The 15,786-nt window shown below is 57.1% G+C and carries 11 protein-coding genes; 5 read left to right on the forward strand and 6 right to left on the reverse strand.

What is annotated here, in order from left to right; all coding sequences use genetic code 11:
* The first annotated feature begins 185 nt into the window (after nucleotides 1-185).
* The 5 genes from GEOBRER4_RS00380 to GEOBRER4_RS00400 all read left to right on the forward strand — a co-directional run bounded on the left by GEOBRER4_RS00380 (nucleotide 186) and on the right by GEOBRER4_RS00400 (nucleotide 8,373).
* Complete coding sequence (locus GEOBRER4_RS00380; protein WP_185243762.1) at nucleotides 186-1,922, forward strand: response regulator; 1,737 nt, start codon at nucleotides 186-188, stop codon at nucleotides 1,920-1,922.
* Nucleotides 1,923-2,281: 359 nt separating this feature from the next.
* Nucleotides 2,282-3,415, forward strand: a complete 1,134-nt coding sequence (locus tag GEOBRER4_RS00385) for an efflux RND transporter periplasmic adaptor subunit (RefSeq protein ID WP_185243763.1) — start codon at nucleotides 2,282-2,284, stop codon at nucleotides 3,413-3,415.
* On the forward strand, nucleotides 3,412-6,513 hold the full coding sequence (locus GEOBRER4_RS00390) for an efflux RND transporter permease subunit (RefSeq protein ID WP_185243764.1): 3,102 nt from the start codon (nucleotides 3,412-3,414) through the stop codon (nucleotides 6,511-6,513). The genes GEOBRER4_RS00385 and GEOBRER4_RS00390 overlap by 4 nt, the downstream gene beginning before the upstream one ends.
* A gap of 208 nt (nucleotides 6,514-6,721) precedes the next feature.
* Entirely contained in the window at nucleotides 6,722-7,078 is a 357-nt protein-coding gene (locus tag GEOBRER4_RS00395; RefSeq protein ID WP_185243765.1) for a MarR family winged helix-turn-helix transcriptional regulator, read from the forward strand.
* Between the two features lie 50 nt (nucleotides 7,079-7,128).
* Nucleotides 7,129-8,373 carry a multidrug effflux MFS transporter gene (locus GEOBRER4_RS00400; protein WP_185243766.1) on the forward strand — a complete coding sequence of 415 codons (1,245 nt, stop codon included), beginning with the start codon at nucleotides 7,129-7,131 and terminating at the stop codon, nucleotides 8,371-8,373.
* A gap of 732 nt (nucleotides 8,374-9,105) precedes the next feature.
* On the opposite strand, the gene aqpZ is transcribed toward GEOBRER4_RS00400, so the two are convergent.
* From aqpZ to GEOBRER4_RS00430, 6 genes are all read right to left on the reverse strand, one after another.
* Complete coding sequence (gene aqpZ, locus GEOBRER4_RS00405; protein WP_185243767.1) at nucleotides 9,106-9,798, reverse strand: aquaporin Z; 693 nt, start codon at nucleotides 9,796-9,798, stop codon at nucleotides 9,106-9,108.
* Nucleotides 9,799-9,992: 194 nt separating this feature from the next.
* Nucleotides 9,993-12,437 carry a PAS domain-containing hybrid sensor histidine kinase/response regulator gene (locus tag GEOBRER4_RS00410; protein WP_185243768.1) on the reverse strand — a complete coding sequence of 815 codons (2,445 nt, stop codon included), beginning with the start codon at nucleotides 12,435-12,437 and terminating at the stop codon, nucleotides 9,993-9,995.
* Nucleotides 12,434-13,021, reverse strand: a complete 588-nt coding sequence (locus GEOBRER4_RS00415; RefSeq protein WP_185243769.1) for a DUF1638 domain-containing protein — start codon at nucleotides 13,019-13,021, stop codon at nucleotides 12,434-12,436. Before GEOBRER4_RS00415 ends, GEOBRER4_RS00410 begins: the two co-directional genes overlap by 4 nt.
* Nucleotides 13,003-14,061 (reverse strand): uroporphyrinogen decarboxylase family protein, encoded by a 1,059-nt coding sequence (locus GEOBRER4_RS00420; protein ID WP_185243770.1) that lies wholly within the window; start codon nucleotides 14,059-14,061, stop codon nucleotides 13,003-13,005. Before GEOBRER4_RS00420 ends, GEOBRER4_RS00415 begins: the two co-directional genes overlap by 19 nt.
* Nucleotides 14,058-14,708 carry a cobalamin B12-binding domain-containing protein gene (locus GEOBRER4_RS00425; RefSeq protein WP_226377847.1) on the reverse strand — a complete coding sequence of 217 codons (651 nt, stop codon included), beginning with the start codon at nucleotides 14,706-14,708 and terminating at the stop codon, nucleotides 14,058-14,060. Before GEOBRER4_RS00425 ends, GEOBRER4_RS00420 begins: the two co-directional genes overlap by 4 nt.
* A gap of 415 nt (nucleotides 14,709-15,123) precedes the next feature.
* Nucleotides 15,124-15,768: a DUF6448 family protein gene (locus GEOBRER4_RS00430; RefSeq protein ID WP_185243772.1), complete on the reverse strand. Its 645-nt coding sequence runs from the start codon at nucleotides 15,766-15,768 to the stop codon at nucleotides 15,124-15,126.
* Between the last annotated feature and the right edge of the window lie 18 nt (nucleotides 15,769-15,786).

Genomic DNA, 15,786 nt, shown 5'->3' on the forward strand with positions numbered 1-15,786 from the left:
CCTTTTTCTTGCATTCCTTCGAGGCCCCTACTTCGCGCCTCAGAACGTCGCCATTCCCCGCAACATGAGAACAGAGGTCGCTTCAGTTTCATCTCCACTTCCAAGCAGCGGACACCGCCAACAGGTTGTTATCACCTTCGTGTTTGTTAGTATTTCCCAATGTTGTTTCCGGCGGGGAGGCTTTCATGGGAAAAGAACGGGACATTCTGATCGTCGACGACAACGAAGTGGTGTGCGACGTTCTGGCTCAACTTTTCCGCAACGAGGGGTTCGACAGCTGGGGCGTGGCCACCGGCGAAGAGTGCCTCGAGGAACTGAACCGGGCCTCCTGCAAACTGGTGATGCTGGACGTGCGCCTCCCCGGGATCAGCGGCATAGAGGTCCTCGAAGCCATCCGGCGGGATCATCCCGGGATTGAAGTGATCATCATGACCAGCCATGTCTCGCTGGAGACGGCGGTCCAGGCCCTGCGCCTGGGGGCGCAGGATTATCTATTCAAGCCCTTCGACGACCTGGAGATGGTGATTGCCACGGTGAACAAGGTGCTGGAACGCCGCCGCCTGGTCGAGGAGCGCGACAAGCTGGTGCGTACCCTGGCCGACCTGGCCATGGAGAACGGCCGCATCCTCGCCGAATGCCGCCGGGTCAACAGCAGCCTCGAGGAAAAGGTGGCGCAGCGGACCGCGGAGCTCTCCAAGGCTAACCTGCAGCAAAAGGCGATCATCGCCGAGATGCGCGAAGCGAAGGAAGCCGCGGAGGCAGCCAACCGGGCCAAGTCGCAGTTCCTCGCCAACATGAGCCACGAAATCCGCACCCCGATGAACGGCGTCCTTGGCATGGCGGAACTCCTGCTGCACACAGAGCTCGACGAAAAGCAGATAAGCTACGTCAAGATGCTGCACCGCTCCGGAGAGTCGCTCCTAGGCATCATCAACGACATCCTCAACATCTCGAAGATAGAGGCAGGAAGGCTGGAGATAGAGAAGATTCCTTTCGACCTGCATGAAACGGCACGCGGTGCGGTGGAGCTCTACCGGGAGGTCGGCCGGCGCAAAGGTGTCGCGGTGGAACTGCAGATCGAGGAAGATGTTCCCCGCTGCGTGGCCGGCGACCCGAACCGCCTGCGCCAGGTCCTGATCAACGTGGTCAACAACGGCTTGAAATTCACAGAAAAGGGATCGGTGCAGGTTCGGGTCACCCTTGTGGAGCAGAACCGGAACGGCCAGTACGTCGGGTTCGAAGTGAAGGACACCGGCATAGGTATACCGGCCGAGAGCATCGGCACCATCTTCGACTTGTTCGCCCAGGTCGACGGCTCGACCACCCGGAAGTACGGCGGAACCGGACTGGGGCTCGCCATAGCGAAGCAACTGGTGGAGCTTATGGGGGGCGAAATCGGGGTCGAAAGCGAGCCGGGCCAGGGCTCCACCTTCACCTTCATCGTGTTCCTGCAGTACGCTGACGAGGCTCCCAGCGGCGAGGAGGTTGATACCCCTGTCGAGCTGGATAACCCAATGGTGGCTGCCGGTGAGGTGCGGAAGTTCAAGGCCCGTGTGCTTCTGGCCGAGGACAACCCGGTAAACTGCGAGGTGGCGTTCGCCATGATCGCCGCCCTTGGATGTCAGGTGGATGTGGCCCAAAACGGGAAACAGGCGGTCGAGGCGGTTAAGCAGCAGCCCTACGACCTGATATTCATGGATTGCCAGATGCCGGAAATGGACGGCTGCCAGGCCACCCGCGCCATCAGACAGCAGGAGCTCGGTTCCGGCAGGCACACCACTGTGATCGCACTCACGGCCCACGCCATGGAGGGAGCCAGGGAATACTGCCTCAGCGCAGGAATGGATGACTACCTAAGCAAGCCCTTCAACCTCGAACAGCTCCAGGAGCTGATTGCCAAATGGACCATCGCACGCGTATGACGTGGATACAAAGACGATGGCCGCAGATCAACCAAACCCTGTAAAACTTCACGGCTCTACACCAAAGACCTCACACGTCTGAAAAACTTATTAGAGATTAATCCGCGGGTATCCGCATTTTCCGTGTCATCCGCGTGCGATGCGTTTAGGAGCGCAGGGGGGATTTGCCTTTGCTGATGCCGCTCGCCCTAGCGGAGAGGGGCAGTAGTGACGTGATAAAGCACAGTTGCGGATAATCGCAATTTGCGCTTTTTTTCCTTCTTTCACCGTGGAATTTAGTCGTATACTTGGCGAAAATTTCAGTCGTTCTCGTTTAATTAAAGCCATGTCCGTCCAGTGCGGAAGTAAGGTGGGGGATAATGTTTCCAGCAACAAGCCGCAGGTTCGTACAAGCAGTCGGCCTCGTAACAGTTCTGCTTTCCTTGTCCGCATGCTCCACCAAAAAAGAGAAACCCAAGGCCAAGCCGGCGGTGCCGGTCGCCGTCGCCACGGCGGCAAGAAAAGACGTCCCGGTGCAACTGAAGGCAATCGGGAACATCGAGCCATTCAACTCCGTAGCCATCAAGTCGCAGGTGAACGGCCAGATTGCCAAGGTCCACTTCAAGGACGGCAGCGACGTGCAGCAGGGTGCCTTGCTCGTCACCCTGCAGCCAGAGTCGTTCCAGGCGGCCTTGAACCAAAGCGAGGCGGCTCTCGCCCGGGACCTGGCCCAGGCGCGGTTCGCCAGGGAGCAGGCAGAGCGCTACCGGCAGCTGGTCGCGGAAGGGATCGTCACCAAGGACCAGTACGACCAGCTCAGGACCAACGCCGAGTCCGCCGCCGCGGCCGTAGCCGCGGACCGTGCCGCGATAGCCAACGCCCGGATCCAGCTCAACTATTGCTACATCCGCTCGCCCATCTCCGGCAGGACCGGTAACCTCTCCCTGCAGCTCGGCAACCTCGTCAAGGCGAACGACCTGACGCTCGTCACGGTCAACCAGATAAGCCCCATCTACGCGACCTTCTCCATCCCCGAAAGGAGCCTCCCCGAGGTGAAAAAAGCGATGGCTGAGCGCGCCCTTAAGATAGAGGCCATCGTACCCAACGACCCGAACGGCAAGGAGACCGGCACCATCAGCTTCCTGGACAACGCCGTCAACGCCGCCACCGGGACTATCCGGCTCAAAGGGGTCTTCGCCAATGCCGACCGGAAGCTCTGGCCGGGACAGTTCGTCGATGTGGTGATGACGCTTGGCTTAAGGCGCGACGCGGTGGTGGTCCCGACCCAGGCGGTCCAGGTCGGCCAGCAGGGACAGTACGTCTACGTCGTGAAGCCCGACAAGACCGCTGAGATGAGACCGGTCACCGTCGCAGCCGAGCAGGGTGGGGAAAGCATCATCGAGAAGGGTGTCGCACCCGGGGAAACCGTGGTGGTCAGCGGCCAGCTGCGACTGACGCCGGGGGCGAAGGTGGAGCTCCCTTCAAGCCAAAAGGGCACGGAAAAAAGGCCATGAACATAGCGGAGATCTTCATCCGTCGACCGATCATGACGTCGCTGGTCATGATCGCCATCCTGGTCTTCGGGATCGCCGCTTACCGGCTTTTGCCGGTGAACGACCTGCCGAACGTGGACTTCCCCACCATCCAGGTGAGCGCCAGCCTGCCCGGCGCCAACCCGGACACCATGGCGTCGGCGGTGGCCACCCCGCTGGAGAACCAGCTCTCCACCATCGCAGGCGTGGACTCGATGACCTCCACCAACGGCATCGGCTCCACCAGGATCACCATCCAGTTCACCCTGGACCGCGACATCGACGCCGCAGCGCAGGACGTGCAGGCCGCACTCTCGCTCGCCATCCGCGACCTGCCGAAGAACATGCCGACCCCGCCATCGTTTCGCAAGGTGAACCCGGCCGACCAGCCGGTCCTCTACCTGGCGCTTTCCTCCCCCACCCTGCCGCTTTCCGCCGTCGACGAGTACGCCCAGACCATCATCGCGCGCAGGCTCTCCACCATCAGCGGCGTGGCCCAGGTGAACGTCTGGGGGGCTCAGAAATACGCGGTGCGCGCCCAGCTCGATCCGAGGATCATGGCGTCTCGGGGAATCGGCATCGACGAGGTCGCGGCCGCCATCGGTGCGGCAAACGTCAACATGCCTACGGGAGTACTGGACGGGGCGAAACAGGCGCACACCATCGACACCAACGGCCAGCTCTACAAGGCCGAGGCCTACCGCCCCATCGCGGTCGCCTACCGGGACGGCTCACCGATCAGGCTTGAGGAAATCGGCAAAGTCATAGACAGCGTCGAGAACACGAGGACGGCCAGCTGGTACAACAACACCCGGGCCATCATCCTCTCTGTCCAGCGCCAGCCCGGGACCAACACCATCGAAGTCGTCGACAGCGTCAAGAAGCTGCTGCCGGCCTTCCGCGGACAGATGCCCGCCTCGGTGGAGCTGAACGTCCTTTACGACCGCTCAACCATGATCCGCGACTCGATGACCGACGTGAAGTACACCCTCTGCCTCACCATCTGCCTGGTGATCATGGTGGTCTTCCTGTTCCTGCGCAACTTCTCCGCCACCGTCATCCCTTCCCTCGCCGTGCCGATGTCCATCGTCGGGACCTTCTCGGCGATGTACCTGTGCGGGTTCTCGGTCAACAACATCTCCATGATGGCGATTACCCTGGCCGTCGGCTTCGTGGTCGACGACGCCATCGTGATGCTGGAGAACATCGTCCGGCACATGGAAAAAGGAGAGGGCGCCATGGAGGCCGCCCTCAAGGGATCCAAGGAGATCGGTTTCACAATCGTTTCCATGACCATTTCGCTCGTCGCCGTCTTCATCCCCGTGCTCTTCATGAGGGGAATACTGGGACGGCTGCTGCACGAGTTCGCTGTCACCATCAGCGCGGCCATCCTCGTCTCCGGGTTCGTCTCACTGACCCTGACCCCCATGCTCTGCAGCCGGTTTCTCAAGCCGCAGGCCTCGTTGCACCACGGCCGCTTCTACATGGTCATGGAGCGCTTCTTCGACAGGGTGCGCGACCTGTACGGGCGCACCCTGAGCCAGGTCCTTTTGCATCGCCGGGCTACGATGGTGGTTACACTCGTCATCACCGTTTTGACCGTCTGGCTCTTCGTCAGGATCCCCACAGGTTTTCTCCCCAGCGAGGACACTGGGAGGCTGAACGCCGATACCGAGGCCGCCCAGGGAACCTCGTTCGCCGAGATGAAGCAGCTCCAGGAGTCGGTGGCGCAGATCATCGCCAAGGATCCCAACATCGAGGGGTTCATGTCCTCTATCGGCAGCGGCGGCGGGGCGAGCAACACCGGCCGCCTCTTCATGCGGCTGAAACCCAGAAGCGAGCGGAAGCTTTCCGCCGACGAGATCATCCAGGACCTGCGTCCCAAGCTCGCCAAGCTGCGGGGGATAAAGGTCTACCTGAGAAACGTCCCCTCCATCCAGATAGGGGGCACCGCGTCGAAGAGCCTGTACCAGTTCACCCTGCAGGGGCAGGACACGGACGAGCTCTACAAGGCCGCCGCCGACTTCGAGACCAGGCTGCGCTCGGTGCCCGAACTCTTGGATGTCGCGAGCGACCTGCAGATCAGCAACCCCCAGGTGCGCGTGGAGATAAACCGGGACAAGGCCGCCGCCCTGGGCTTATCTGTGCTGCAGGTGGAAGATGCCCTTTCCTACGCCTACAGCACCAGGCAGGTCTCTTCCATACTCGCCCCGAGCAACCAGTACCAGGTCATCCTCGAACTCGACCCGATTTACCAGGGGGACCCGGCGGCGCTCGGCATGCTCTACATCCACAGCAGCTCCGGCGGCCTGGTGCCGCTCGACACCATCGCCACCATCAGCAAGACCATAGGCCCCTTGACCGTCAACCATCTGCAGCAGCTCCCGGCGGTCAATATCAGCTTCAACCTCCGCCCGGATGTCTCCCTTGGGGACGCCATAGCCATAGTCGACCAACTGGCTCCGAGCATCCTCCCCCCCGGCGTGACCAAGCAGTTCCAGGGGACGGCCCAGGCTTTCCAATCCTCCTTCAGCGGGTTGCTGATCCTCTTGGCGCTCGCCATATTCGTCATCTACCTCGTGCTCGGCATCCTTTACGAGAGCTACATACACCCGATCACCATCCTGTCCGGGCTTCCCTCCGCCGGGTTCGGCGCGCTGGTCACGCTGATGCTCTTCGGCAGCGAGCTCAACATCTACGGATTCGTTGGGATCATCATGCTGATCGGCATCGTGAAGAAGAACGCCATAATGATGATCGACTTCGCGCTGGAAGCCGAAAGGACAGAGGGGAAAACGCCGGTCGACGCAATTTATGAAGGCGCGCTGGTGAGGTTCAGGCCGATCATGATGACCACCATGGCCGCCCTCATGGGGACCCTGCCGATAGCCTTGGGGTTAGGGGCGGGTGGAGAAGCGCGTCAACCGTTAGGTCTCGCCGTAGTCGGCGGCTTGCTCACCTCCCAGTTGTTGACCCTCTACATCACCCCCGTCGTCTATTACTACATGGACCGGCTGCTCAAGACGGCAAGGAGTAGAAAGAGCGTCCCGGTGGCAGCTGCCGCGGATACAGCAGATTAACTGCGAGAGGCACGTAAGGTAAGTTTAGTATTGACTATTTTCGCACTAGAACGAGCGACAAAAGCGAGTTGATTTGATTTGACCTGGCGCTTAAACAAGTTGTATAGTGCAACCAATGAAAACCTCTCCTCAAAGTTACCGTCTACACAAATCTCTTGGGCACTTGTCAGCCCGCTTCACACGGATCTTACAACGACGGATCAACTCAGTGCTTTCTCAGCGCGACCTGCCCATAACTGCCGAACAGTACACCTTTCTTATCCAGTTATGGGTTCGCGATGGCCTTTCGCAGGGTGTCCTCGCAGTCAATACCGCAAGGGATAAAACAACTATGGCTCGCCTCGCCTCAGGACTGGAATCTCGCGAGTTGATCGTTCGTCTGCCCAGTCCTGACGATGCTCGAGAACGGCTCGTGTTTCTCACGGATAAAGGTAAGGAACTCATGGTTGAGGCTACGGCATTGGTCAAGGATATTTTGGCTGAAGCTCAAAACGGCATAGATGAAGCACATTTAGAGGTGTGTCGGGATGTTCTCCGCCGCGCCTGCGATAACTTGCAGAAATAATTTTTTTGACTGTATAGTTGTATGATGCAACTATAATCCAGGGGTTATTTATGGAGATGACTACTACCGTCCCGGAGACCAGGCCCGAGGACTTGTCCGGCCGCCAACTGGCACTCATGGTGATGATCTTGGGAGCGTTGACAGCCTTCAGTGCCATGTCTATCGACATGTACTTGCCGGCTTTCCCGCAAATCGCTAGAGATTTGGGCATACCACTTTCTACTGTGCAACTCTCAATCTCGGCTTTCCTATTTGGATCGGCCGGAGGGCAGCTCTTTTATGGCCCTATGTCCGACCGGTGGGGGAGGCGTCCACCTCTCCTCATTGGCCTGACGCTGTATGTCGCCTCGGCAATCGGGTGTGCTTGCGTCCGTACGGGCGAGGGGTTGTTGTTCTGGCGTGTGGTTATGGCGGTCGGGGGCGGAGCCGGCATGGTGATCTCTCGTGCCGTGGTCCGCGATCTGTACGACACCGCTGAGGCTGCAAAGATGTTTTCGCTACTCATGCTGTTGATGGGGGTGGCACCTATTCTGGCACCGATAGCGGGGGGACAACTCCTGCTGGTGACGGGCTGGCGTGGTATCTTTGGCTTTCTGGGGGCCTTCGGGGTAGCAACACTCGTTGCTGCCGCGCTCTATCTTCCCGAGTCGCTGCCGTCGGAGCGGCGTATCCGACGTAACATCACCAAAATGGCAGCTATCTATGGTCACCTTCTTCTCAATCGCCATTATCTGCGTTATTCCATCGCATTGGGGTGTGTTGCTGGGGTCAATTTCTCTTATATTGCTGGGGTGCCTTTTTTCCTGATTGAACTGCACGGCATTTCACCCCAGCACTTCGGGCTGTTTTTCGGCGCCAATGCATGTGGCCTTATCGGCGGATCTCAACTTAACCGCAGGCTTCTACGCCGCTACAGTCCCCAGCAGATACTGAATGTGGCATTCGCCACGAGTGCAACAGCCGGCTTGCTCTTCGCAGCAGCCTTGATAACCGGTGTCGGCGGCTTTTACCTTCAGGTTGCGCTCTTGTTCGTCGGTTTGTGCATGACGGGGTTACTCTATCCCAATGTAACCGCCCTCGCCCTGGCTCCATTTGACAAGTCTGCTGGCAGCGCTTCGGCGCTTCTAGGCACGATCCAGTACACGCTGGGTGCAACAGCAGGGGCGCTAGTGGGAGTGCTTCATAATGGCACGGCGGTGCCAATGGCCGCTACCATGGCAGGCTGCGGTGTTTTGGGCTGGTGTGCAGCAGTTGTTATGAACCGAATACGCCGAGTGGATATCGGTTTAGTGTAAATGGAGAGCCATTAAAAGAAGATGGAGTGCTGGTCTTACTAACACGGAGCGCCCCCTAACTTGCCTGGAGTACCATATGAGTTACATGGAGTGCCGTTCCAGTAAATTGGAATGCCGTCTCAAATAAGATGGATATCCACTTTGGTTTGGGTGGAACCCCGCTAGCTTTTTGATGGAGCTCCATTCAACATAACTGGCATGCCGAAGTTGCGAAATGGCGCTCCAATTTTACTATTCGGGATCACGTTCCTGGTTGGGTGAGCTACCGTGTAAGCTAACCGGACCACCACATCGACAATTCACTGCGCTAGCTCGTTTGTCCTCCGCTACCAATGCCGGAAAAGGGCGCTCTTCTTTCGCAATCCCGTCCACTATCTCTGCAAAACGGCCCTCTGTTACCGCGCAGCGGCCTGCCAGGTATGAGAAAACGGTGCTACGTTACAGTTCATGCGAGCACCACTTATCCTCAACGGACCACTATACCTGTTAAACCTGAGCTTCAGCTTTTTTAAACGGCATGCCATCAAAGTTGACCGGAACATCAGCATCTTCAGTCGTAATGCCGAGTCAATGGTTTGGACGTTCCATTTGAAAGGAACGGAGAGGGGCAAAAAAAAAGTGCCGGCTGCGGTAATCGCAGCTGGCACTTTTCATTTCGAGCACAGGCATCTTTCGTGGAATTAGTAGGTGCTTCCGGCGCCGTGCACGCTATGGCCGCTGCGCGGGGCAGGGTCAATCGTCTTTCGATCCGAGCAACCGGTAAATCGATCCACCTGCCACTGCCCCAATAATCGGAGCCACCCAAAACAGCCAGAGTTGCGAAAGAGCCCATCCTCCGACAAAGACGGCCACTCCTGTGCTGCGGGCAGGATTTACAGAGGTGTTGGTCACCGGAATACTGATGAGGTGGATTAAGGTGAGCCCCAGGCCAATGGCGATTGGCGCGAATCCTTGCGGCGCACGTTTGTCGGTTGCCCCCATGATTATGAACAGAAACATCATGGTCATGACGATTTCAGTGACAAGTGCCGCGGCAAGGGAGTATCCCCCTGGAGAGTGATCACCATAGCCATTCGAGGCGAAGCCTGCGGCAACATCGAAGCCCGGCTTCCCGCTCGCTATCATGTAAAGCACGGCAGCACCAGCGAGCCCTCCAAGCACCTGTACCAAGATATACGGTGCGAGCTCCTTTGCGGGGAAACGTCCGCCAGCCACGAGTCCAATGGAAACAGCCGGGTTAAGATGGCATCCTGATATATGCCCGATAGCATAGGCCATAGTGAGAACGGTCAAGCCAAAAGCCAGAGCGACTCCGTGCAGCCCGATGCCGACATTCGGAAATGCTGCCGCGAGTACCGCACTCCCACAACCGCCGAGGACCAACCAGAAAGTACCGATGAACTCTGCACCAAGCCTCTTTGACATTTCCGTTCTCCTTTCACGAGTGAAATTCCGACGTCATGGAACGCCCAAGCTTAGACACAACGTCCTTCGGAAAAATCCAAAAGGGCGTATGCCGTCTACTTACCAAGTACGGTTGCTGGTGGTTGTTACAGGTGAAGTTGCATATGACACGGCGATTGTTCACTCCGCCTCTTGTTGCTGTCGGGAATGAGCTATCAACCGGCCCCGACAGTCCTTTTGATTACCTCCTTGAGCACGGAGAGCTTGTAGGGTTTCTGGATAAAACCCGCAAGCCCCTTGCCCACAAATTTGGGGGTGACCTCATTCTCGTTGTATCCGCTGGTCATAATAACTTTCAGGTCCGGCTTCAACTGGCGCAATTCCCGGAAGCACTGCTCGCCGTCCATGTGCGGCATGGTCAGATCCAGGATCACGAGACCGATGTCGGGCCTATCCTTGAAGATGTCGATAGCTGCACGCCCGTCGACTGCAGTAAGCGGGTCGAAACCAAGCTCTTTCAGCATGGCGGCGCCGATACCACGGACGGTCTCCTCGTCGTCCACCAGCAACACGGTTCCGCTCCCGTGCCAGTCAACCGTGCTGTCCTTGCCATTGAAGAAGCTGGCAGGCCGATCACTGGATGGGAGCAGAATCTTGAAACTCGTCCCCTTCCCGAGCTCACTGTAGACCTTGATTGCGCCCTTGTGCCCCTTGACAATACCAAGTACTGCAGCCATACCCAGCCCGCGACCGGTAAATTTGGTAGTGAAAAACGGCTCGAAGATTCTGGAACGGGTGTCCTTGTCCATCCCGCAGCCAGTGTCGGCTATTTCCAGATAAACGTAGAGTCCCTCACTGATGTTCTCGATGAGCCAGACATCTTTCAAGTAACTCCTGTCGCAGTCCATGCAGCCGGTTGTTATTGCGATCACGCCGCTTTTGTCCCCGATGGCTTCCGAAGCGTTAATAACCAGATTCATGATGATCTGACGAATCTGTGTGGCGTCGACCTCCACCGACGGGAGAGGGTTGGCCAGATTGAGGCGCAACACCGCTTTTTTGGAAATGGAGACCTGAAGCATATGCATCATCTCTTCGAGTAAATTGTTGAGGTCTATAGTCTCGACCACAAACTTCCCTTTCCCGGAGTAGGCCAACATCTGCTTCGCCAAATCGGCGGCCCGCGCAGCCGCCTTTTCGATATTCTTAAGGTTCTCTAAAGCGGGAGATTCGTTGCTGAGCCTCATAAGGGCAAGGTCGGCGTTGCCAAGGATGGCCATCAATATGTTGTTGAAATCATGAGCGATGCCTCCAGCCAAAACCCCAAGACTCTCCAGTTTTTGTGTTTGCAGCAATTTCTGTTCAAGGCTGCGCCTTTCCTCCTCCAGGCGCAAGCGTTCCCTTAGGTCGCGAGCCACTGCCAGAAGGTATTCCACTCCTTCGAACTCAAACATCCTGATTCCGATTTCCACTGGGATCAACTCGCCGTCTTTGGTCCTGTGGCGGCTTTCTATACTGAACGTTCCGTGCACCTTAACTGTCTCCCAATGCTTCTTCCAAGCCTTACGGGGAAGATCGGGGTCGATATCGTACACGTGCATGCCAGCCAATTCCTGCGGTGTATAACCGAGCGCTGCACAGGCCGCCAGATTGACAAAGCAAAAACGGGCGTCTTTCTGCAACAAAAATATGGAGTCACGGGCGTTATCAAGCGAATAACGGTACAGTTCCAGGGTTCGGTTCGACTCCTTGAGTTCGGTGATGTCATGATGAATCGCCAAGACCATTTTTCGGCCTGCTTGTTCGAACAATCTAAGCGATACCGTCATGTTCAGGTGTTTGCCGTCTTTGGCGCGGTGCACGGCGGTAAAAGTGGCACTACCCTCCTTGGTCAAGGTTCCAATATAACTGTCGATCTGCTTGGGATCTTCACTGAGATGGATATCGTTCACGGTGAGAAGGGCGAATTCATCGCGGCTGTAGCCCAGCAGGGTATGGGCAGTGGTATTGAACTGCATAGGCCTTAGAGATGGCACGCCCCACAGGACGATGCCGTCCGGTGATTGCTCGAACAGGGCTCGATAGAGGTTCTCAGACTCCTGCAGCCGGCGATGGGCTTCTGCCAAAAGCGAGAAGTTGGATATTTCATTGTCCAGCATCAGGCCGGCATAGACGAAGAAGGGTTGCAGCTCTTCGAAAATGCTCAAGTCGTTAAGTTGCATCCCCTCCATGCGCACAGCGCCGATTTTTCGGCCTTGCGACAGCAAGGGAAAGATCCAGTCCTGCGCTGTGACCGTTCCGGCTTCACCCGGGTAGGGAACCTGCACTTCGGTATTGGTGATGCGAAGGGGCTTCCCGGTGGAAAGTGCGCTGATGACATGCGAGTCGCCGGGATCTTTAGATTCGTGGAAAGCGCCGTACACGTCCCGCATCTGCCAGAATTGGCCTAAGTTGTAGGTGACGGAAATGTTGGCAGCGCCTATGGTCTGCATCAGGATGTTGATGATGCGCTGCACCATGTTGTCCAGGCCGACAACGGAACTGAGACTGCCGAGCAGATTGTTGACCAGTTCAAGGCGCGACTTATGCCTTGCCAGTTCAGACAAGCGCCGCTCAGACTCTTCCAACCGCGAAAGTGCCACCTGAAGCTCGTAGTTCATTGTTTCAAGGCCCTCACCCTATCAAGGGTCTTTGCAAGGTTCGCTTCCAGCTGTTCCAATCCCACATCCACCCAGCGCAGTTCCAGCGAAGTCATCAAGCTTATCGCCTCGGCCTCGGCGCGGAAATCGCCCGAACAGGGAGTGCGAACGGCAAGAAGATATTTGTGCGCGCTGCGAAAGATGCTGCGCATGATTTCAGGGTCGCCCGGCATGACGCTGCCCACAATATTCTTCCAGTTGAGAGCCCAATCCTCGAACAGGAAGAAGGCCCCCTGCTCCAATTCCCGGCAGAACATCTCATGCCCAAGGTAGATGTCGACGCAGTTCTGCCCTGGGGTTCTGATAGTGTTGGCCTCGCCCAGGATCTCATCCATGCAGGGATGGCAGGCACCGTAAAAGACAACGGCCGGCTCGTCTTTGTGCATTCGCAGTGCCTTGCTCAGGCTGTTTTCGAGTTTGTCGAAATCCACGTGGAGCCCGGAGGGGATGAATGCGGTTGCCAGCTGCCAGCCATTTTTCACGATCAGAAACTGAATTTCCTTCTGCAAGATGCCGCAGCCGATGATTAGTTTTGGTTCGCACATGAACCCTCCGAACCGTAATTGCCGTACCTGACAGCGGCGGACATCATGGCCCGGATGTTTGACTCCGGAATGCTGAACGGCATCAACAGGGTGCCGAAAATAAACCCGCCGGCTTGCTTGCCGATCTGCATAAGCCTCTCTACCTCTCGATCGATTTCCGGAGGTGACCAGTCGATCAGCCTGATGTCATTGATCGCACCCGCTATCAAGGCATCGGGTCCCAACGTACTCCTGGCTTCCGCAATGTCGTCGAAAGGATTCAGGTAGAAGGCGCCTAAGCCCGTGTGCCGTTTAAGGTCGGCGAGGATAGGGTTTATCTTCCCCCCGCCGTTGAAGAAGATGACACCGGCCGGGCCGGGGTGCTCCAAATCCCTGATGACCCAGGGAAGGGCAAGTTCCCGGAATTTGGACGTCGTGATGAACGTCGCCGAAGCTACCGGGTTGACGTAGACGATCAGATCGGCTCCGGCCTCGCGAAGTGCAATGATCTGTCGAGAACAAAACTGCGAGCACAATGTAAGCAGATGATCGAGAAGCTTGGTGTCGCCGTTGAGGAAGAGATCCATATAGGGGCCTATGCCCATCAGCATGGCAGGAAGTGAAAAGGATGCGGTCACCACACCGAGAACGGGCCAGCGGCCGGCAGACTCCCTTTTCAGTAGGCCGATGCACGCGGTCATCTCGCGGAAACGCGGGTTGTCGCCGAGGTCCTCGGGCAGACAAAGTTTTTTTATGTCCCCAGTCGAACCTATGACCAGATGACCTACATTGGGAGGGCCATCGTCGGCGTATATGATGTTCCGGCAGCCAAGCGCCTCGGCTTCAAGCGCTGAGTAAAACATCCCGAGCAAGGTATCGTAACCATATTTCTCGCGCATCCGAAGTTGGCCTTCAGCCACCAGATCACCGCGGGAGTAGTACTCCTTAAGTGAGACTCCCATCTCCTTTGCCCCCTGGTCGAGGAGATTGCAGACGATTGGGACCCTGTCAGGTGTTTTGCCGGTCAGCAGAGCAGCAAAACGATCCATCCCCGTGGTCATTGCCGCACCTCCTTGACCAGAGCGGCAATTGCTGCAGGCGCGTTGGCCGCTGTGTCGGCCCAAGCGTCCGCCCCCACCTCCCGGTAAAGGTTTTCGTGGAACCGGTAGGGAGCGCCTCCCACGATAAGCCGAATCTTTTGCTCCAGCCCCTGATCCCTCAACAGTTGCCGGACCTTTTTAGGGCCCCTGTCGCTGGTGGCTGTATGAACCATCATCGAGGAAACGCCGATGACCTCCGCCCCTGTTTCAAGAGCTGCCTCAACGAAGCGTTCGGGTGCAACGTTGATCCCCAGGTCGGTGATCTTAAACATCCTGGCGCGCAGGCAACCGGTCACGATTTTCTTGCCCAAGCCGTGAAAATCACCAAAACTGGTCCCGATGACGACGGTACCTTGAATTGCGGGGGCCGAGGCAAAAAGAGGGATAAGGCGGTCGGTCACTTCCTCGGCAATCTGGGAAGCTAGAAAATGCTGCGAGAGCGTGACCAGGTTATCGGAAATCATCCCTCCGATCATCTGTTCCATGCCCGGGACCACCACGTCGAAGATGACACTCTCCGGGGTCAGGCCATTATCCAAAGCCTCTTGGACGATCCGCAAGGCTGTGGCCTTGTCCGTATCGAAAAGGGATTTCAGGTAGGCTTCCAAGGTGTACTGAACGAGTGATTCAGTCATGAAATGGCCCCCAGCAAGGTGTGTCATTTGGTAGTGACTGACAGTATCAGAGGTTGCAGCTTTTGCCGTTACGCGTGAACAACAAATATTGAATTAAGGTGCTGGAATACTACCACATTCCAGTAATTTTTCAGGAAATGTGCTAATGCTGCTGGATCAGGTGAGGAATGAGGTGGAGTAGATGAGTAAGAGAGGGATATCGACGACCATGGTATGTCAGCCATGTGCCAGTTGACGATCGAATTGTCTCAGAGTGAATCAGCCATACCTGCTAAACCATCTGCCATGGAGACAGGGAGACAATCAGAGAGGGGGAAAAGAAAAAGTGCCAGTTGCGGCAATCGCAACTGGCACTTATGTTTCACCTCAGCTTCTTTCGTTGAACCGTTTAGTGCTTTTCGGCGCCGTGCCCGGCATGGCCGCCGTGCTGCTTGCCCGCTTCCTTATGTTCGCCGTGAGCAGCTTTGCCTGTAGCATCCATGTGGAGCTTTTCGACGTAGTGCGTGTACTCAACGTATGCCTCAACGAACTCGCGCCCCTGGGCAACACTTTCGTCCTTGTGTTTATAGGCGGCAGCGGCACGCTCGTAACGGTGCTTAATCCCTGCTGTAACGTCATCGGTAACCAGTTTCACCAGTGCATCAGCTGAACCGCTGGCAAGGGCCTTGTCTGCTTCGGCTACTGCAGGTTCCACCGCTCCTGCGGGTTTCAGCCCCGTGAAAGGAGCACCCTCGCCTGCACGATGGATCTTCACCAGGGTAGCGAAAAATTGGTGGTGGGCAGTTTCAGCATTTGCCCCCTTAGCTGCCAGTGCCTTGCTGAACGCCGCTTTGACAGCTTTTTCATCTTTTGCTTTGACCCACTTGAGAACGGGGGTGATGTCCTTCGCCTCCAGCGCTTTGTGTGCATCCTGGACGACGGGGCCATCGAGCGTGTCGCAATGGGCTGCAGCATTCTGAGCCATCCCGAAGGTTAGCGCCATAACTGCGGCGATCCCTGCCAATGTGGTTCTCAACATATGTTTCGTTTTCATATCAATATCTCCTGTAGT

It is taken from the genome of Citrifermentans bremense (genome assembly GCF_014218275.1).
Taxonomy (GTDB): domain Bacteria; phylum Desulfobacterota; class Desulfuromonadia; order Geobacterales; family Geobacteraceae; genus Geomonas; species Geomonas pelophila.

Bases quoted from the DNA above. Each gene is read 5' to 3' on its own strand.
- GEOBRER4_RS00380 (WP_185243762.1), top strand. From the start codon at position 186: ATGGGAAAAGAACGGGACATTCTGATCGTCGACGACAACGAAGTGGTG.
- GEOBRER4_RS00385 (WP_185243763.1), top strand. From the start codon at position 2,282: ATGTTTCCAGCAACAAGCCGCAGGTTCGTACAAGCAGTCGGCCTCGTA.
- GEOBRER4_RS00390 (WP_185243764.1), top strand. From the start codon at position 3,412: ATGAACATAGCGGAGATCTTCATCCGTCGACCGATCATGACGTCGCTG.
- GEOBRER4_RS00400 (WP_185243766.1), top strand. From the start codon at position 7,129: ATGGAGATGACTACTACCGTCCCGGAGACCAGGCCCGAGGACTTGTCC.
- aqpZ (WP_185243767.1), bottom strand. From the start codon at position 9,798: ATGTCAAAGAGGCTTGGTGCAGAGTTCATCGGTACTTTCTGGTTGGTC.
- GEOBRER4_RS00410 (WP_185243768.1), bottom strand. From the start codon at position 12,437: ATGAACTACGAGCTTCAGGTGGCACTTTCGCGGTTGGAAGAGTCTGAG.
- GEOBRER4_RS00415 (WP_185243769.1), bottom strand. From the start codon at position 13,021: ATGTGCGAACCAAAACTAATCATCGGCTGCGGCATCTTGCAGAAGGAA.
- GEOBRER4_RS00420 (WP_185243770.1), bottom strand. From the start codon at position 14,061: ATGACCACGGGGATGGATCGTTTTGCTGCTCTGCTGACCGGCAAAACA.
- GEOBRER4_RS00430 (WP_185243772.1), bottom strand. From the start codon at position 15,768: ATGAAAACGAAACATATGTTGAGAACCACATTGGCAGGGATCGCCGCA.